16 protein-coding genes are annotated in these 15,387 nt (G+C 55.0%); 10 read left to right on the top strand and 6 right to left on the bottom strand.

All coding sequences use genetic code 11. From position 1 onward, the window contains the following. Nucleotides 1–113: 113 nt before the first annotated feature. From DFP90_RS02760 to DFP90_RS02785, 6 genes are all read left to right on the top strand, one after another. Nucleotides 114–1,817, top strand: a complete 1,704-nt coding sequence (locus DFP90_RS02760) for an ABC transporter substrate-binding protein (RefSeq protein ID WP_115934870.1) — start codon at nucleotides 114–116, stop codon at nucleotides 1,815–1,817. Between the two features lie 78 nt (nucleotides 1,818–1,895). Next, nucleotides 1,896–2,873, top strand: coding sequence for an ABC transporter permease (locus tag DFP90_RS02765; RefSeq protein ID WP_115934871.1), 978 nt, complete (start codon nucleotides 1,896–1,898; stop codon nucleotides 2,871–2,873). A 5-nt stretch (nucleotides 2,874–2,878) separates the two neighbouring features. Beyond that, nucleotides 2,879–3,841: an ABC transporter permease gene (locus DFP90_RS02770; protein ID WP_115934872.1), complete on the top strand. Its 963-nt coding sequence runs from the start codon at nucleotides 2,879–2,881 to the stop codon at nucleotides 3,839–3,841. After that, nucleotides 3,838–4,686 (top strand): ABC transporter ATP-binding protein, encoded by an 849-nt coding sequence (locus DFP90_RS02775; protein WP_218044554.1) that lies wholly within the window; start codon nucleotides 3,838–3,840, stop codon nucleotides 4,684–4,686. The genes DFP90_RS02770 and DFP90_RS02775 overlap by 4 nt, the downstream gene beginning before the upstream one ends. Beyond that, the gene (locus DFP90_RS02780) at nucleotides 4,683–5,639 is read left to right on the top strand and encodes an ABC transporter ATP-binding protein (protein WP_218044555.1); all 957 of its coding nucleotides are present in this window, start codon (nucleotides 4,683–4,685) and stop codon (nucleotides 5,637–5,639) included. Before DFP90_RS02775 ends, DFP90_RS02780 begins: the two co-directional genes overlap by 4 nt. A 3-nt stretch (nucleotides 5,640–5,642) precedes the next feature. Further along, complete coding sequence (locus DFP90_RS02785) at nucleotides 5,643–6,134, top strand: GNAT family N-acetyltransferase (RefSeq protein WP_115934873.1); 492 nt, start codon at nucleotides 5,643–5,645, stop codon at nucleotides 6,132–6,134. A gap of 11 nt (nucleotides 6,135–6,145) precedes the next feature. Here the strand turns inward: DFP90_RS02785 and DFP90_RS02790 are convergent, their stop codons facing one another. Beyond that, nucleotides 6,146–6,505: a RidA family protein gene (locus tag DFP90_RS02790; protein ID WP_115934874.1), complete on the bottom strand. Its 360-nt coding sequence runs from the start codon at nucleotides 6,503–6,505 to the stop codon at nucleotides 6,146–6,148. Nucleotides 6,506–6,772: 267 nt separating this feature from the next. On the opposite strand from DFP90_RS02790, the gene DFP90_RS02795 reads away from it, so the two are divergent. From DFP90_RS02795 to DFP90_RS02805, 3 genes are all read left to right on the top strand, one after another. Further along, complete coding sequence (locus tag DFP90_RS02795) at nucleotides 6,773–7,285, top strand: TRAP transporter small permease subunit (RefSeq protein WP_115934875.1); 513 nt, start codon at nucleotides 6,773–6,775, stop codon at nucleotides 7,283–7,285. After that, nucleotides 7,282–8,625, top strand: a complete 1,344-nt coding sequence (locus tag DFP90_RS02800) for a TRAP transporter large permease (protein WP_115934876.1) — start codon at nucleotides 7,282–7,284, stop codon at nucleotides 8,623–8,625. Before DFP90_RS02795 ends, DFP90_RS02800 begins: the two co-directional genes overlap by 4 nt. An 80-nt stretch (nucleotides 8,626–8,705) precedes the next feature. Further along, nucleotides 8,706–9,767 carry a TRAP transporter substrate-binding protein gene (locus DFP90_RS02805; protein WP_245956946.1) on the top strand — a complete coding sequence of 354 codons (1,062 nt, stop codon included), beginning with the start codon at nucleotides 8,706–8,708 and terminating at the stop codon, nucleotides 9,765–9,767. Between the two features lie 77 nt (nucleotides 9,768–9,844). Here the strand turns inward: DFP90_RS02805 and acuI are convergent, their stop codons facing one another. From acuI to DFP90_RS02830, 5 genes are all read right to left on the bottom strand, one after another. Next, nucleotides 9,845–10,825 carry an acrylyl-CoA reductase (NADPH) gene (acuI, locus tag DFP90_RS02810; RefSeq protein ID WP_115934877.1) on the bottom strand — a complete coding sequence of 327 codons (981 nt, stop codon included), beginning with the start codon at nucleotides 10,823–10,825 and terminating at the stop codon, nucleotides 9,845–9,847. Between the two features lie 4 nt (nucleotides 10,826–10,829). Further along, on the bottom strand, nucleotides 10,830–11,477 hold the full coding sequence (acuR, locus tag DFP90_RS02815) for an acrylate utilization transcriptional regulator AcuR (RefSeq protein WP_115934878.1): 648 nt from the start codon (nucleotides 11,475–11,477) through the stop codon (nucleotides 10,830–10,832). Between the two features lie 89 nt (nucleotides 11,478–11,566). Beyond that, entirely contained in the window at nucleotides 11,567–13,597 is a 2,031-nt protein-coding gene (locus DFP90_RS02820; protein ID WP_181905150.1) for an ATP-binding protein, read from the bottom strand. Next, complete coding sequence (locus DFP90_RS02825; protein WP_115934880.1) at nucleotides 13,578–14,174, bottom strand: chemotaxis protein CheX; 597 nt, start codon at nucleotides 14,172–14,174, stop codon at nucleotides 13,578–13,580. Before DFP90_RS02825 ends, DFP90_RS02820 begins: the two co-directional genes overlap by 20 nt. After that, a complete protein-coding gene (locus tag DFP90_RS02830) occupies nucleotides 14,167–14,547 on the bottom strand; it encodes a response regulator transcription factor (protein ID WP_115934881.1) in 381 nt (126 codons plus the stop codon). The genes DFP90_RS02825 and DFP90_RS02830 overlap by 8 nt, the downstream gene beginning before the upstream one ends. 266 nt (nucleotides 14,548–14,813) lie before the next feature. Between DFP90_RS02830 and DFP90_RS02835 the strand changes: the two genes are divergently transcribed. Then, nucleotides 14,814–15,260, top strand: a complete 447-nt coding sequence (locus tag DFP90_RS02835; RefSeq protein ID WP_115934882.1) for a PAS domain-containing protein — start codon at nucleotides 14,814–14,816, stop codon at nucleotides 15,258–15,260. Nucleotides 15,261–15,387 lie beyond the last annotated feature (127 nt).

Raw genomic sequence — 15,387 nt, forward strand, 5'->3', positions numbered from 1 at the left:
TTTGACGTCTTTGCACCCTTCACAATCCATCGCCTCGCAGTCGACAAAGTATGAGCAACCCAATTGCGCCCCCTGTCCCAAAACATGATAGGGTCGGCCAAGGAGAAAGAAAAATGACGAACAGGAAGACTCCCTTTAAACAGAAATGGTCCGGCGTCGCACTCGCCGCCCTTGGAACCGCGCTGGTTTCCCTTGCCTCTACCATGCCGGCCAAGGCCGATACAGACGGCAAGGTAACATTGACCGCCGTAGCCCAGCTGACTCAAAGCTTCGTTCGCAACTTCAACCCGTTCAATGAAACGACGAGGCTGCACAGCACACGACATTTCATCTATGAACCGCTGGCGATTTTCAATGAGATGAAGGACGGTCAGCCTGAATTCCGCCTGGCCGAGAGCTTTCAATACTCAGACGACCTGAGCTCTGTCACCTTCAAATTGCGCGAAGGTGTCAAATGGTCCGACGGCGAGGATTTCAATGCCGATGACGTGCTCTACACGTTTCGCCTGGTGCGTGAAAACAAGGCGCTTGACCTGCGCAGCATCTGGGAAGTGATCAGCGAAGTTCGCAAGATAGACGACCATACGGTCGAATTTACCCTGGCAGCTCCAGACACCACGGCAGCCATCGAGTTGGTGAGGGTCTATATCGTTCCGGAACATGTCTGGAGCAAGGTGGACGATCCCGTGTCATTCGCCAATGAAAATCCCGTCGGCACTGGCCCGATGACTCAGGTCGACCGTTTCACCGAACAGGTGTATGTACAATGTGCCAACCCGCATTACTGGGACAAGGCAAACCTGGAAATCGACTGCATGCGCTTTCCGCAGCTGGCCACCAATGACCAGTTGCTGGCGGCCGCGAAGAAAGGTGACCTGGACTGGTTCGGTGCCTTCATTCCCGATATCGAGAAGACCTTTGTTGATGCGGATCCCGCTCACCATAAATACTGGTTCCCGGCGGGTCCGACAGTTGCCTTGAACATCAATTTCCAGTCCCCCAACGACAATAACCGCAAAGCCTTTTCCAACGTCAATTTCCGCCGCGCGGTCAGCATGTCCATGGATCGTCAGGCCATGGTCGATATCGCCGGTTACGGCTATCCCAGCCCCAATGAATATGCCAGCGGTGTCGGCCGGGCATTTGACAGCTGGGCTAGCCAGGATGTGGAACAAAAGTTTGGAAAATTCGCCCGCTACAATCCCGCCGATGCCCGCAAGCTGCTGGCTGCAGGCGGTTTCAAGGATGCCGATGGAGATGGCTTCATTGACAATCCCGATGGCAGCCCGATCACGTTCGACATCATCGTGCCGAACGGCTGGACCGACTGGGTCAATACCTGCCAACTGGCAGCGGAAGGTCTGAATGCAATCGGCATCAATGCCAAGATCAGCACACCGGATGCCTCTGTCTGGCGTCAGAAACTGATTAATGGCGAATATGATATCGGCATCAACGCCTATTTTGCCGGCGTCACCCCCTATCGTCAGTTCAATACCGCATTCCATTCCAGCTATACCGGCAAGAGCCGCTTTGCCGCGACCCGGTTTATGAATGACAGCCTGGATAAGGCATTGGATCAGTATAAGCTGACCGCCAATCGTGACGAGCAGCGCAAGGCATTGCATCAGGTCCAGGCCATTGTCGCCGAAAACCAGGCTTATGTGCCGCTGTTCAACAACCCGACCTGGTACGAATATAATTCCCAGCGGTTCGACGGCTGGTTCAGTGCCGATAACCCGGCGGCGAAGCCTGAAGTCTTTGCTGGCAACCCGTCACGTCTCCTTCACCTTCTCTCTCTAAAACCGCGCTCGTAACGCGGGCCTGGGCCGCCCGATATCCCCTAGCTTCCTTGTGAGGGCGGCCCCTTTTTTTTTCTGATTTCCGGAGGAGTCATGGGATTTCTACTGAGGCGCGTTCTTTTTTATCTAGTTGCATTTCTCTGCGCCGCCACCTTCAATTTTTCCATTCCCCGCATGATGCCGGGCGACCCGATCGCAATGATGTTTTCCCAGGCGGGTACCACCCTGCCGCTCGAAAGTCTCGATGCGCTGCGTGCCACATTCGGTTTCATTGATGCTCCGCTTTTCACCCAATATCTGCATTATCTCAAAAGCGTATTCACCGGTGACCTTGGCCTTTCGATCAAGTTTTTCCCGCTGAGCGTCAATGAGGTTATCGGACGGGCCTTGCCCTGGACCTTGTTCCTGGTCGGCCTGTCTACCCTGATGGCCTTTGCGATCGGCTCCTGGCTTGGCATCCGTTCCGCCTGGCGGCGGGGCGGACGCGTTGACCGGATCGCCACGCCGACTTCCCTGGTCCTGCAATCCGTGCCGCCCGTGGTCGTGGCGTTGATCTTCCTTTACGGCCTTTCTGTTGCCCTGGATCTCTTCCCGTCGGGATATGCCTACTCCCCCGATCTCGATCCGTCCTTTTCCTGGGCTTTCATCGCCAGCGTGGCCGAACATGCGGTTCTGCCGGTGATTTCCCTGACGCTGGTCCAAGTCGGCGGCTATTTGATCACCATGCGGAATAATATGATCAACCTGCTGGGCGAGGATTTCATCACCATGGGTCGTGCAAAGGGCCTTTCCGATGCCCGGCTGCGGTACAATTACGCCGCCAGAAACGCCCTGCTGCCCAGCATCACCAGCTTTGCCATGACGTTAGGCATCGTCTTGGGCGGATCACTGATCACCGAGATTGTCTTTAACTATCCAGGCCTCGGCTATGTCTTGTTCCAGGGCATCCTGGCTCGTGACTATCCCCTGATCCAGGGCCAGTTGATGATTATGACCGCCGCCATGCTGAGCGCGAATTTCATCGCCGATGTCTTGTATGTCTATCTCGATCCCAGGCTCCGGAAGGCTTGAGTTCCATGAATAATATCACCCGAAGCTTTCTTTCAAATCCGCGCGCCTTGGTCGGCCTGGCGATTGTGCTGTTTTTCATGCTGATCGCGCTTTGTGCACCGATCCTCTCCGATCATGGCCCCAATGATCGGGTTGCACGGCCTCATCAACCGCCCAACACCGAGCAAATCATGGGCAGCACGCGCATGGGCCGGGATGTGTTCACCCAACTGGTTCATGGCACACAGACATCCCTGTTGGTTGGGTTTCTCGCCGGTTTCATCGTCACCGCCGTTGGCACATTGGTCGGTATCACCGCCGGATATTTCGGTGGAAAAGTGGATGAGTTTCTCAATTTCCTGACCAATATCGTGCTGGTGATCCCCAACCTGCCGCTCCTGATGGTATTGGCAGCCTTTATTGGCGAGGCAAGCCCGATGGTGATCGCATTCATCATCGGCATTACCTCATGGGGCTGGGGGGCCAGGGTCACGCGGGCGCAGACGCTTTCCCTGCGCCAACGCGATTACATCCAGGCCAGCGAACTGATTGGCGAATCCTCCTGGCGCATCATCCTGGTGGAATTGATGCCCAACCTGCTTTCCATTATCGGCTTCAACTTTATCGGTTCCGTGATTTACACCGTCATCACCGAAGCCACACTCGAATTCCTGGGCCTCGGAGATCCCTCTGCCGTTTCCTGGGGGGTCATGCTCTATCACGCACAGACATCATCAGCGATCAGCGTCGGGGCATGGTGGGAGATCCTGGCCCCGTGCGCGGCACTGGCCCTGTTCGGTGCCGGTCTGTCGCAGTTGAATTTCGCAATAGACGAAATTGCCAACCCGCGCTTACGCACGCTGGGCCGGTTGAAACGCTACCAGAAAAGACTGGCGGGTGATCCGGAAGACAAACCGCCCGTAAATGCCGCTGCAATGGCAGCCGCCACCCGCAATGACACCGTTTTGCAAAAGGAGGGGTCCAAATGAACGGGCAGATGACCGACAGTTTTCCGCGTCCCATCCTCTCAGTTCGGGATCTCTGCGTGGATTATGTAACTGATGCCGCGGATTTCCGGGCTGTCGACCATGTCAGTTTTGATATTCAGCCAGGTGAAATCTTCGGTCTGGCCGGGGAATCTGGTTGCGGAAAAAGCACTATTGCCTATGCGGTTACCCGATTGCATCAGCCCCCTGCCCTGATTTCCAAGGGCAGCATTCATCTGGAAGGACAGGATATCTTGGCGCTGGACGAGAAGGCGCTGTGCCAATGGCGTTGGCGCGAGGTGAGCATGGTTTTCCAGAATGCCATGACCGCACTCAACCCGGTCATCACCGTCGCGGAGCAGTTCCGCGATGTATTCCGGGCCCACACCAATATGCGCCGGGCAGAAATCAAAGAACGGTCGTGCCATCTCATGGATCTGGTCGGCATTCCCCCGGAGAGGCTCAATGATTTCCCACATCAGTTTTCCGGAGGCATGCGTCAGCGCATTGCCATCGCCATCGCGCTGGCGTTGGAACCGAAGCTGATCGTCATGGACGAACCGACCACAGCACTTGACGTGGTCGTTCAGCAGGAGATCCTCTCCGAAGTTATGCGCTTGCGTGAACAACTTGGCTTTTCGGTGCTCTTCATCACCCATGACCTGACTTTGATGTCGCAGTTTTGCGAACGGATCGGGGTCATGCTGCAGGGCCGCCTGGTAGAGCTGAATACAGCTCATGCCATCAGCACAGCGCCGGAACATGACTATACCGCCAGCCTCTGGCGGTCGATCCCGCCCCTGCGCCCCTCCCTGGAACGGCAAAAAGAAATGGAAGTATTGTTATGACCGGTATGGCAGACGAGCATATGTCCAAACCCGATTTTGGCCAGGATGGTTTTTTCGCCGTACAGGGCCTGAGCAAGACCTTCACCAAAAAATCCTGGTTCCAGCCGGCATCCCATATTCATGCATTGCGCAATGTTTCCCTGGCCTTGTCGCCCGGCCGTGCCATGGCCCTGGTCGGTGAATCCGGTTCCGGCAAAAGTACCTGTGCCAAAGTCATGGCCGGGATTTACGGCCCCAGCGAAGGCCGGGTGGTTTATCGCGGACGCAATCTGATTGCCGGCAAACGCCGGGCCGATCGGAAAGTGCTTTCCAGCGCGATCCAGATGGTGTTTCAGGATCCTTTCGCCGCCTTGAACCCGGCTCATACCATTGAACATCATCTAAAGCGGCCGATCCGGCTGCATGGACTGGAACAAAGTGGCCTGGATCAAAAGGACCGCATCAGCGAGTTATTGGAACTGGTCCAGCTGGATCCGGAGATCACCCGGCGGAAATACCCCCATGAGCTGAGCGGTGGTCAGCGCCAGCGAATCAACATCGCCCGGGCACTGGCGGTTGGAGCCGAGGTGATCATTGCGGATGAGCCCACCTCCATGTTGGATGTCTCAATCCGCCTCGACATTCTGAAACTGCTTAAGCAGCTCAAGGAAGAAAAGAATATCGCCCTGCTCTATATCACCCATGATATCGCAACCGCCCGCTATGTGGCGGAGGAAACCGCAGTAATCTATGCCGGCCAATTGGTGGAATGGGGTCCCACGGCAGCGGTTATTGACGACCCGCAACACCCCTATACCCAATTGTTACTGGCTGCTGTGCCGCAAGCAGGTGTGCCCTTCAATCAGTCCGGTGACCGGAGCAATGGCGACAGGGTCAGAGCCGCAGCAGCACTGGACAATGACCGGATTATTGAGATTTCCCCCGGTCATTTTGTCCGTGACTGCAGGATTTGAGCCATGGATATGCTGGTCCGGCTTTATGATCTGGAAGAAATGATCGAAGCCAACAAGAACCTTTCCGATGTGCGCATCCGCCGCGCCCACGCGCCGGAATCACCGGTAATCCTTGGGTGGATAGAAGAACATTTCGGCAAGATCTGGCGAGGAGAGGCCGCTGCCGCCCTTGCCCGGGCGCCGTCGACCCTGCTGGTCGCTCATAAGGGACCGGAAATCCTTGGCTTCGCCTGTTATGATACCACCGCACTTGGCTTTTTTGGCCCGACCGGGGTTGGACAAGCCGCCCGGGGGAAAGGCATCGGATCCGAACTGCTGTACCAAACGCTCAAAGCCATGAGGGGCGCAGGCTATGCCTATGCCATCATCGGCGATGTGGGACCGGTCGAATTTTACCAAAACCGGATCGGCGCCATTCTCATAGAAGGCTCCGATCCGGGAATTTATCGTGACATGCTGTTTTCATCCGACATGCTGCCGATCACGCCGGATTGAACGGCCCCGCATTATTTCACGGCAGCAATCACGCTGATCTCCACTTTCAGCTCCGGCCGCGCCATGGCCGCTTCAACACAGGCTCTGGCCGGTGCGTGGCCTTCCGGAACCCAGGCGTCCCAGACAGCATTCATGGCGGCAAAATCGCCCATGCTACTGACATAGATAGTGGCAGACAACATATGTTCACGCGATGAACCTGCCTCTTCCAGCAGGCTATCCACCTTGGCCAGCATCTGCTGGGTCTGGGCGGTGATATCCGCGCTGGCATCATCACAGACCTGACCGCACAGATAAACTGTCGGGCCGTGTTTTACGATCCGGCTCATGCGCGCGCCGGTGTGCTTTCTTTCTATTGCCTGCTGGGTCATCGGGACACTCCTGAAATTTGTTTGCACCAAACATGGTCCTAGCCGGTTTCCCCGTTACTGGCCAGACCGTGCCCCTTACTTTCTCTGATATTTCATGAAGATATTGTCTGTGCCGACAATTTGTCCGGCTTTCTGTGATCCATTTCGTCACGGGGCCTGGACAACGAACGATGCTAGTTTGCCTGCAGTGAATAAGCTGGCGCGGGCTTTATGCCGATGCCTGCCGGCAGACAGGGCTCAAAAGACTAAGGTGAGTGGGAGACAATAATGCCCCAGGCAATCAGGCTCTATGTGCGATGGGTCGATGCCATCAACCTCCGCATCGGGCGGATGACGATGTATCTGATCTTCGCCATGATGGGCGTTCTTTTATATATTTCTTTTTCCAAGACTGTTCTGAGTGCACCGCCCATCTGGGGCATCGAGATCGCACAATATCTGATGGTTACCTATTACCTGTTGGGCGGCCCCTATTCCATGCAGCAGGATGCCCATGTGCGCATGGACCTGCTCTACGGCCGGTGGTCGCCGCGGAAACAGGGATTGTCCGATACCCTGACCTCTGCCTGCCTCGTCTTTTACCTGGTTGTCCTGCTGATCGGCGCGGTCGGCTCTACGCTTTATTCCATTGAATATGGCCAGCGGAACTATTCCGCCTGGCGGCCCTATGTATGGCCGATAAAATCCATCATGACGCTGGGCATCTTCCTGATGCTGCTGCAGTCCATTTCGCAATTTTTCAAGGACTGGGCAAAGTCCAAAGGTAAGACCCTGGTATGATTGACAGTATTGATCTCAGTTACGAGACCGTCGCCATCCTGATGTTCTCCACGATGGTGTTGATGTTCCTGACAGGCCAACGGGTGTTTGGGGCGATCGGGTTTGTCGGGGCCATGGCCGCCATGTTCTGGGGCACTGGCGGGGTCGATATGGCTTTCGCCCAGAGCACCAAGCTGATGAGCTGGTTCCCGCTCCTGACCCTGCCCTTGTTTATCTTCATGGGTTATATCCTGTCCGAATCCGGCATCGCCAGCGACCTCTACAAAATGTTCCATGTATGGATGGGGCCGCTGCCTGGCGGCCTTGCGGTCGGGACATTGGGCCTGATGGTGGCGATTTCCGCCATGAACGGCCTCTCGGTCGCCGGTATGGCGATCGGTGCGTCCATTGCCCTGCCTGAGTTGTTGCGCCGCGGCTATGACAAAGTCATGGTGACCGGGGTGATCCAGGCGGGAAGCTCGCTTGGGATCCTGGTGCCGCCCAGTGTCGTCCTGGTCCTCTATGGCATGATCGCCCGCCAGCCGGTGACCAAACTCTGGCTTGCCGGTGTGGTGCCGGGCTTGATGTTGGCCGGCATGTTCATCCTCTACACCATTGTCCGCTGCAAGCTTCAGCCCCAAATGGGACCGGCCCTGCCGAAAGAAGAACGCGACATGCCCATGGGGGAAAAGCTGGCACTTTTGAAGGCCGGCATCCTGCCCTTGCTGATTTTCTTCTCCATGACCGGCCTGTTGCTCATGGGCGTGACCGGTTTGGTGGAAAGCTCCGCCTTCGGTGCCACTGCCGCGCTGGTCGCCGCTGCCTGGAAACGCCGCCTGACCAAACAAGTGCTGGAAGATTCCATGCGCAAAAGCCTGACCATCACCTGCATGTTCATGTGGGTGATTCTGGCGGCCCTTTGCTTCAGCTCCGTTTTTGACGGTTTGGGCGCGGTCAAGGCAATTGAAGGCCTGTTCCTGGACAGCTGGGGTCTTGGCCCCTGGGAAGTTTTGTTGCTAATGCAGCTTTCCTACATCCTGCTGGGCATGTTCCTCGATGACACCGCCATGCTGGTGATTGTGGCCCCTCTTTACATCCCGCTGATCATCGCACTTGGTTTTAACCCAATCTGGTACGGCGTCTTATACACCATCACGGTTCAGATCGCCTATATGACACCGCCGTTTGGCTACAACCTGTTCCTGATGAAGGCCATGGCCCCGCCGGAAATTAGCCTGAAAGACATCTATAAATCCGTGACTCCATTCGTGCTGATCATGGTTGCCGCGCTAGGAATTGTAACCCTTTTCCCGGAAATCGCCTTGTGGCTGCCGGAGAATGTGGATCTGCGCGGTCGATAAATAGGCGAGAGGATCCAGTTTAGTAACCGGCCGGAAAACCGGCCAAAACCCGAAGTCTGAAACGTCAAACAGGGAGAAAAATGATGACGCTCAAAAGACGTGATTTCTTGAAAAAAGCCGGTGTTGGTGCTGCTGCCGCCGCCGGTGCCGCAACCCTTGCCGCCCCCGCCGTTCACGGGGCCAACAAGACAATTAAATGGCGTATGCAGACCTATGCCGGCCCGGCATTGGCTGAACATGTGATCAAGCCGGCGATCGACGCCTTCAATAAGGCCGCCAACGGTGAGATGGAAATCGAGCTCTATTTCGCAGATCAGCTGGTCCCGACCGGTGAATTGTTCCGCGCCATGCAGAACGGCACCATCGACGCAGTACAGTCGGACGATGATTCCATCGCCGCGCCGGTCGATGTTTCCGTCTTTGGCGGCTACTTCCCCTTCGCCTGCCGCTACAGCCTGGATGTGCCGGTTCTCTTTAACCAATATGGCCTGAACGAGATCTGGGAAGAAGCCTATGGCGAGATCGAGGGTGTTAAATGGCTGTCCGCCGGTGCCTGGGATCCGTGCCATTTTGCCACCGTTGATCCAATCAACAGCCTGGAAGACCTGAAAGGCAAACGCGTCTTCACCTTCCCGACAGCCGGCCGCTTCCTGACCCGCTTTGGCGTGGTGCCGGTCACCCTCCCCTGGGAGGATATCGAGGTCGCCATGCAAACCGGCGAACTGGACGGCATCGCCTGGTCCGGTATTACCGAGGATTACACCGTCGGTTGGGCCGATGTGACCAACTATTTCCTCACCAATAATATCTCCGGCGCATGGTGCGGTTCCTTCTTTGCCAACGAAGACCGCTGGAACGAGGTTCCGGAGCATCTCAAAACGCTCTTTAAACTCTGCATGGACAGCTCCCATTATTACCGTCAGCACTGGTATTGGGGTGGGGAAGCCCAACTGCGGACCCAGGGCACCAAGATGAAGCTGACCTCCATCCCCGACGAAGAGTGGAAAACCGTCGAGGATGAAGCGATGAAATTCTGGGATGAGATCGCCGAACAGTCCGATCGTAGTGCCCGGGTTGTTAAAATTCTGAAAGAATACCAGGCCACCATGGCAAAAGCCGGTAAGCCGTATCGTTACAGCTAAGCCCCCAAAGCCTGGCTGAAACTGAGAAGGGGCGCCCCACAGCGCCCCTTTTCTTTTGCATCCGATGCCATGGGCAATCAGCGATTCACATCCACCACCACACGCCCCCGGGTTTGGCCTGCCATCTGTTGGTCCGCCGTTTTGATCGCGTCTGAGAGGGAAATTTCCGTCATCATCGCGTCAATCAAACCGATATCCAGATCAACGGCCAGCCGGTTCCAAGCTTCCAGCCGCCGTTCTTTCGGACAATAGACACTATCGATGCCAGCCAAGGTCACACCGCGCAAAATAAAGGGCATCACGGTGGCCGGCAGGTCAAAGCCCTGCGCCAGACCGCAGGCCGTGACGGTACCGCCATATTTGGTCGTGGCGCAGATATTCGCCAATGTGTGGCTGCCGACTGCATCCACCGCACCGGCCCAACGTTCCTTACCCAGCGGACGACCTTTTTCCGACAGTTCATTGCGGTCAATAATATCCGAAGCCCCAAGCCCCTTAAGATATTCCGCTTCGCTGGCCCGACCGGTTGAGGCAACGACCCTATATCCCAGCTTTGCCAAGAGGGCGATTGCCACCGACCCCACCCCGCCGGCAGCCCCGGTCACCAAAATCTCTCCCTTATCAGGAGTCACGCCATGTTTCTCCAGCCCCAACACACAAAGCATGGCTGTATAGCCCGCCGTTCCGATGCCCATGGCCTGACGCGGGGTAAATGCAGCCGGCAACGGCACCAGCCAGTCGGATTTGACCCTAGCCTTTTGCGCCAATCCGCCCCAATGAACTTCACCAACGCCCCAACCATTCAGGATCACCTTGTCGCCCGTTTTGAAGTCATCACTGGCGCTGTCGGTCACCGTGCCGGCAAAATCAATGCCGGGTACCATGGGAAATTGGCGGACCACCGGTGATGTCCCGGTAATTGCCAGGCTGTCTTTGTAATTCAGCGTGGAATAATCAACCGCAACAGTTACCTCGCCATCGGGCAAGCGGGCCTCATCCACTTCCGTCAGGGATGATTGGTATTTTTCATCCGCATTTTCTATCAAAATGGCCTTCATTTCTTTATCCCCGTTCCGTTAGTCGTTTTGGCAAATGATCGAAAAAGACTTGGGCAAATTGCTTCATGGGAGCCAGTGAACGAACCAGTTTGGCCCGGAGTACCGCGCCTTCCCATCCGATCCAGAAAAAGGTGGCAAGTGAATGGCAGTCGGCATCCGCTGCGATCTCTCCTTGGTCACGCGCCTGCTCGAGGCAAACCGCGACCCGGCCTTCCCAATCCTTCAGCGTGTCTTCCAGCACCTCCCGGAAAACATCATGGGTTGCCCCCATTTCCTGACCAAGATTGCCCACCAGGCATCCACGCCGGAAATCATGACGCATCATGCCGTTTTCACCATCTGCAATGAAATTGCGCAGGCGTTGAAGCGGGGAAATATCCGACCGCAGCAAAGAGCGGTCCAAACGTTTGGCAAAATATTCCCCGTAGCCTGCGATCACCGCCAGGCCATAGGCTTCCTTGCTATCAAAATAGTAGTAAAAAGACCCTTTTGGAACACCGGCCCGTTCCAGCAATTCGTCCAGCCCCATACTGGAAAACCCTTTTGCCGTCAGGATTTCTATGCCGCTGCGGACCAGTTGCGCACGGATGTCGTTCTTCTCTGCATCCTGCTTTTTGGGGCGTCCTCGGCCCCTCTTTGGCATTTCCGGCATGATCACGCCCCTTCAAGGAAGGGAATATTAGACCGATCATCTATAAAAATACAGAAGGAAATTTTCGGGACCGGGATCATGGTCCGGGATCAGGTTTTTGCTTCTCGAATTCGATTTAATTCAACATCAATGGCCTGTTCGGTTTCCTGAAGCAGGCCGGACAATTCCTGATAGATCAAATCCAAATCGGCCGGATCAGCACCATTCTGTTCCAGCTGCCCGGTGAATCCGGCCAACCGGTCCGCGGAAATGGTACTGGCAAGCCCCTTGATGGCGTGCAGCGCCTCCCGACAGTGTGCGCCGTCTTTCTGACTGATCCCCACTTTGAGATTCATCATCTCCCGGTCAAAGCTGGTAATCGCAGACGCCAGGATATCTAGCAGGACATCTTTGCTGACAGCCGTTGCGACCCGGGAAAAGCCGGCACGATTGAATATCTCCGAGCCGGCTTGAGATTTATCCTTGTCATCCGGTTCATCCACCATGACTGGTGCTCGTCGGGACAGGAAATGATAGAGGACACGGTCAAGCGCGCGTTCATTCACCGGTTTGGTGAGGACATCATCCATGCCGCCTTGCCGGAAAATACGGTGATTTTCAATGAAGGCATCTGCGGTCAGCCCGACAATCGGGACTGATGATTTTTCCTGGTCATCGAAAGCCCGGATCGCCGCCGTCGCTTCCAAGCCATCCATGACCGGCATATGCACATCCATGAAGATGAGGTCGAAATTTCCGCTGCTCATGGCATCGACCGCTTGTTGGCCATCTTCCACCACGGTCACCAGTTGATTGCGTTTTTTGAGAAAAGCCTCTGCAATCCTGGCATTTACCATATTGTCTTCCGCGACCAGGATACGCCGGTTTTCAGGAATAACGCCGCTGGGTTGATAGCTCTTATCCGTGTCAATCGCCCCAAACCAGCCTTCCTCCATCGGCAGCAGCAGGGTAAAACAGGTACCTTCGCCATCACTGCTTTCAACCGAGATGGTCCCTTCCATCGCCGAAAGAATATTCTTTACCAAAGCAAGCCCAAGCCCCGTCCCTCCATAAGTCCGCGTTGTCGACTTGTCGGCCTGTTGAAAAGGATCAAAGATTTTTTCCTGCATTTCCTCGGCAATGCCAATGCCAGTATCGGAAATCTGCAGCTGTATTTCCAATTTCCCGTCATCACGCTTGGGTCGCAATTCGCAAGCGAGGCGCACTTCCCCGATTTCAGTGAATTTGATCGCATTGCTCAGCAGGTTCCAGACAATCTGACGCAAGCGGGCCGGGTCCCCTTTCAGGGCAAAATCGTCCGGCAGTTGATAATCCAGCTCCAGCTTAATCCCCTTGGTTTCCGCGAGTGTTCTAAACATGGAAACAACCGAGACAATCAAGGAACGCGGCTCAAAATCAACCTTTTCCAGTTCCAATTCGCCCGCTTCGATCTTGCTCATATCCAGAACGTCATTGAGCACAGCCATCAATGTGGAGCCCGACGACAGGATTGTCTCCACCAGTTCTATCTGCGCATTGTTCAATTCACTATCCCTGAGCAGCCGGGTCATGCCCAGCACACCGTTCAAAGGAGTTCGGATCTCATGGCTCATCGCCGCCAGGAATTGTGACTTAGTGAGATTGGCTTCTTCCGCACGAACCCGAGCCTGCCTGAAATCTTCATTCAGCTGCCGCAATTCACGTTCACGGCTGAAGTCGCTGGTCGCATCACGGATCTGCACAAGGGCCGTTCTGGCCCCAGACCCAAGGCGGAACGGCATGATCTGGATTTCCTGTTGCAGTCTTTCGTCCCGGCTGGCACCAGGGGATTTCGAAAATAGGGGAAAAGGCGACTGGTTCAGGGATCGGGACAGATAGGCCGCCATGCCGCTGGCCAAGGTGCCTTTGAGGCTGAAGGCGAATCTCGATTTCTCCAATTCCGGGAAAAGATCAAAAAGGGTCCGGCCTACGGCTTCGGCAGCGCTGATACTGCTATGGTCCGCGAGCCATTGGTTCCAACGGATGATCTTCAACTCCTGAGAGACAAGGCATAGGCCAAACGCCACGGCATCACTCAGCCGGTCCTCGGCTCCCAGTACCGCTTCAGCATCTTTGTCCGGATCACCCATAGCTTTCGACAAGTTTCGAGATCCCCGCATGCAATGTGTCCTGCGACGATTGAGACATGAAAATCACCAGATAACCGGTTGTGCCGGTCTTTTTCATCTGGAAATCGATATGAACGAAGATCCCCTCTTTGCGGTCGCTGTCGGTTTCGTCTATCTTCCAGCTGAGGAAAGCTGGCAGGCTGGTTTCGATTTCATATTCCAGAAGATTACAGATCGTGCCGAGACAGGAATTCAGAATGATATTGCCTATCTCCATCAAGGCTTCCCGGGCGATCTCGGTCAGGTTTTCCTCCAGATCCCCGTTATCCATGATCGCTGCCACCAGAGAGAGGGATTCCTGGGCCGGAAAGATCAAAAGCGCCTCGCCAGCGAAGGATCCTTCAAACATTTCCTGAATCGCCACCAGATCGCCGCCCTCACGCTTACAGATCGTATCATGCACCTCGGCAAGGCTCCCAAATTCCAGCTTTGGCACCTTGAGAATCACCTCTTCCTGAACCATGGAGCTTAAGAGCTCTGAAGCACCGCCGACCGCCATATTCATGACCTCGGACAATGCATCAATCATGATCGGATCCCAATCAGCCATTGGGGATCACTTTCTCTTCCTGAAGAAACTGGCCGATCTTATCCTTGTCCACCGGCTTGAATAAAAAGCGCACATTCAAATCCGAAACCCGTTCCTGAAGTATTTTCTGGGTATTCGCCGTCACCAGGGCAAAAAGAGTTTCCGGATGATCCTTGGAGATTGCCTCGATAGCCTCCAAACCAGTCATTTCCGGCATATTATAATCCATGAACACCAACTGTGCTGGTATTGCCTGCATCTGGCTGACGGCCTCCCGCCCATCTCCGGCTTCATGGATTTCGGCCTCCGGCAAATAGCTTTTCACCACCGCCTTCAACATCTGGCGGGCAAATCTACTGTCATCTACGACCAGAATGGTTTCGACCGGTTCCACGGCTTTCCCTCACATTTATCAATCCAGTGACGCCCCATTATTGCCGTGATCTCTTTAAAAAGGTTTAATTACTAATCCTATTGTTCATTTCGACGATTCAACGAGGAAGAGAAACCTGCTTCGCGGATCACAACTGTCCGCAAGGTCTTATTTCCAGTAATCAGCGGTTGCCGGAACCCAATCATACATACTAAGTTACCCCTATTGCCGGTCGCCTAAAAACGGATCGTCTTTCAGTACCGTTCTCAGTAAAAGCTTGATCACACATGCATTTCCAGCACAGCATTCATCAAAAATTCTATGAATATTGGAACAAGAAACGCGGAAAGCGCGCGGCCCCCAGCCGATCAGACATGGACCCGATTGAGTTTCATAAGCTTTTACCCAATCTGATCATCTACCGGGTTGAGGAAACACCGCGCAATTACCAGATTAGCCTGGTCGGCACTGGTCTGACCGAAGCATTGGGCAAGGATCTGACCGGGCTTTATCTCAATGAATTCATCCATGATGAGCAATTACAACATGCGCGAAATCAATTGGATGATGTGGCAATCAATTTCCAGCCCAGGATTGATGAACTTGATGCCGGATTTGCCGGCAAACCTCATGTCAAATACAGCCGCTTGCTGTTGCCGCTCTCTTCTGATGGGGAACGGGCCGATCGTTTGATTGGCTGTCTGGCTGTCAATCAAAGGCCTGAAAACCGCTAAGGCGTGACTTTCCAGTTCAAAATGCCTATTTGATCCTGATCGCGCATAATTAATCAGGGTCCGGACATTACGATGGAGCCCATCTATTCCCCACCGCAAACGCCCTTCCTGGAGATCCTCCACCAGG

Origin of the sequence: Aestuariispira insulae (assembly GCF_003385955.1) — a bacterium.
GTDB classification, from domain to species: Bacteria; Pseudomonadota; Alphaproteobacteria; order UBA8366; family Aestuariispiraceae; genus Aestuariispira; species Aestuariispira insulae.

Coding starts and splice junctions, on each gene's coding strand:
- acuR (WP_115934878.1), bottom strand. CDS start 11,477: ATGCCGGAAATGCCAAAGAGGGGCCGAGGACGCCCCAAAAAGCAGGAT.
- DFP90_RS02835 (WP_115934882.1), top strand. CDS start 14,814: ATGCATTTCCAGCACAGCATTCATCAAAAATTCTATGAATATTGGAAC.
- DFP90_RS02785 (WP_115934873.1), top strand. CDS start 5,643: ATGGATATGCTGGTCCGGCTTTATGATCTGGAAGAAATGATCGAAGCC.
- DFP90_RS02790 (WP_115934874.1), bottom strand. CDS start 6,505: ATGACCCAGCAGGCAATAGAAAGAAAGCACACCGGCGCGCGCATGAGC.
- DFP90_RS02760 (WP_115934870.1), top strand. CDS start 114: ATGACGAACAGGAAGACTCCCTTTAAACAGAAATGGTCCGGCGTCGCA.
- DFP90_RS02775 (WP_218044554.1), top strand. CDS start 3,838: ATGAACGGGCAGATGACCGACAGTTTTCCGCGTCCCATCCTCTCAGTT.
- DFP90_RS02795 (WP_115934875.1), top strand. CDS start 6,773: ATGCCCCAGGCAATCAGGCTCTATGTGCGATGGGTCGATGCCATCAAC.
- DFP90_RS02780 (WP_218044555.1), top strand. CDS start 4,683: ATGACCGGTATGGCAGACGAGCATATGTCCAAACCCGATTTTGGCCAG.
- DFP90_RS02770 (WP_115934872.1), top strand. CDS start 2,879: ATGAATAATATCACCCGAAGCTTTCTTTCAAATCCGCGCGCCTTGGTC.
- DFP90_RS02805 (WP_245956946.1), top strand. CDS start 8,706: ATGATGACGCTCAAAAGACGTGATTTCTTGAAAAAAGCCGGTGTTGGT.
- DFP90_RS02765 (WP_115934871.1), top strand. CDS start 1,896: ATGGGATTTCTACTGAGGCGCGTTCTTTTTTATCTAGTTGCATTTCTC.
- DFP90_RS02825 (WP_115934880.1), bottom strand. CDS start 14,174: ATGGCTGATTGGGATCCGATCATGATTGATGCATTGTCCGAGGTCATG.
- acuI (WP_115934877.1), bottom strand. CDS start 10,825: ATGAAGGCCATTTTGATAGAAAATGCGGATGAAAAATACCAATCATCC.
- DFP90_RS02800 (WP_115934876.1), top strand. CDS start 7,282: ATGATTGACAGTATTGATCTCAGTTACGAGACCGTCGCCATCCTGATG.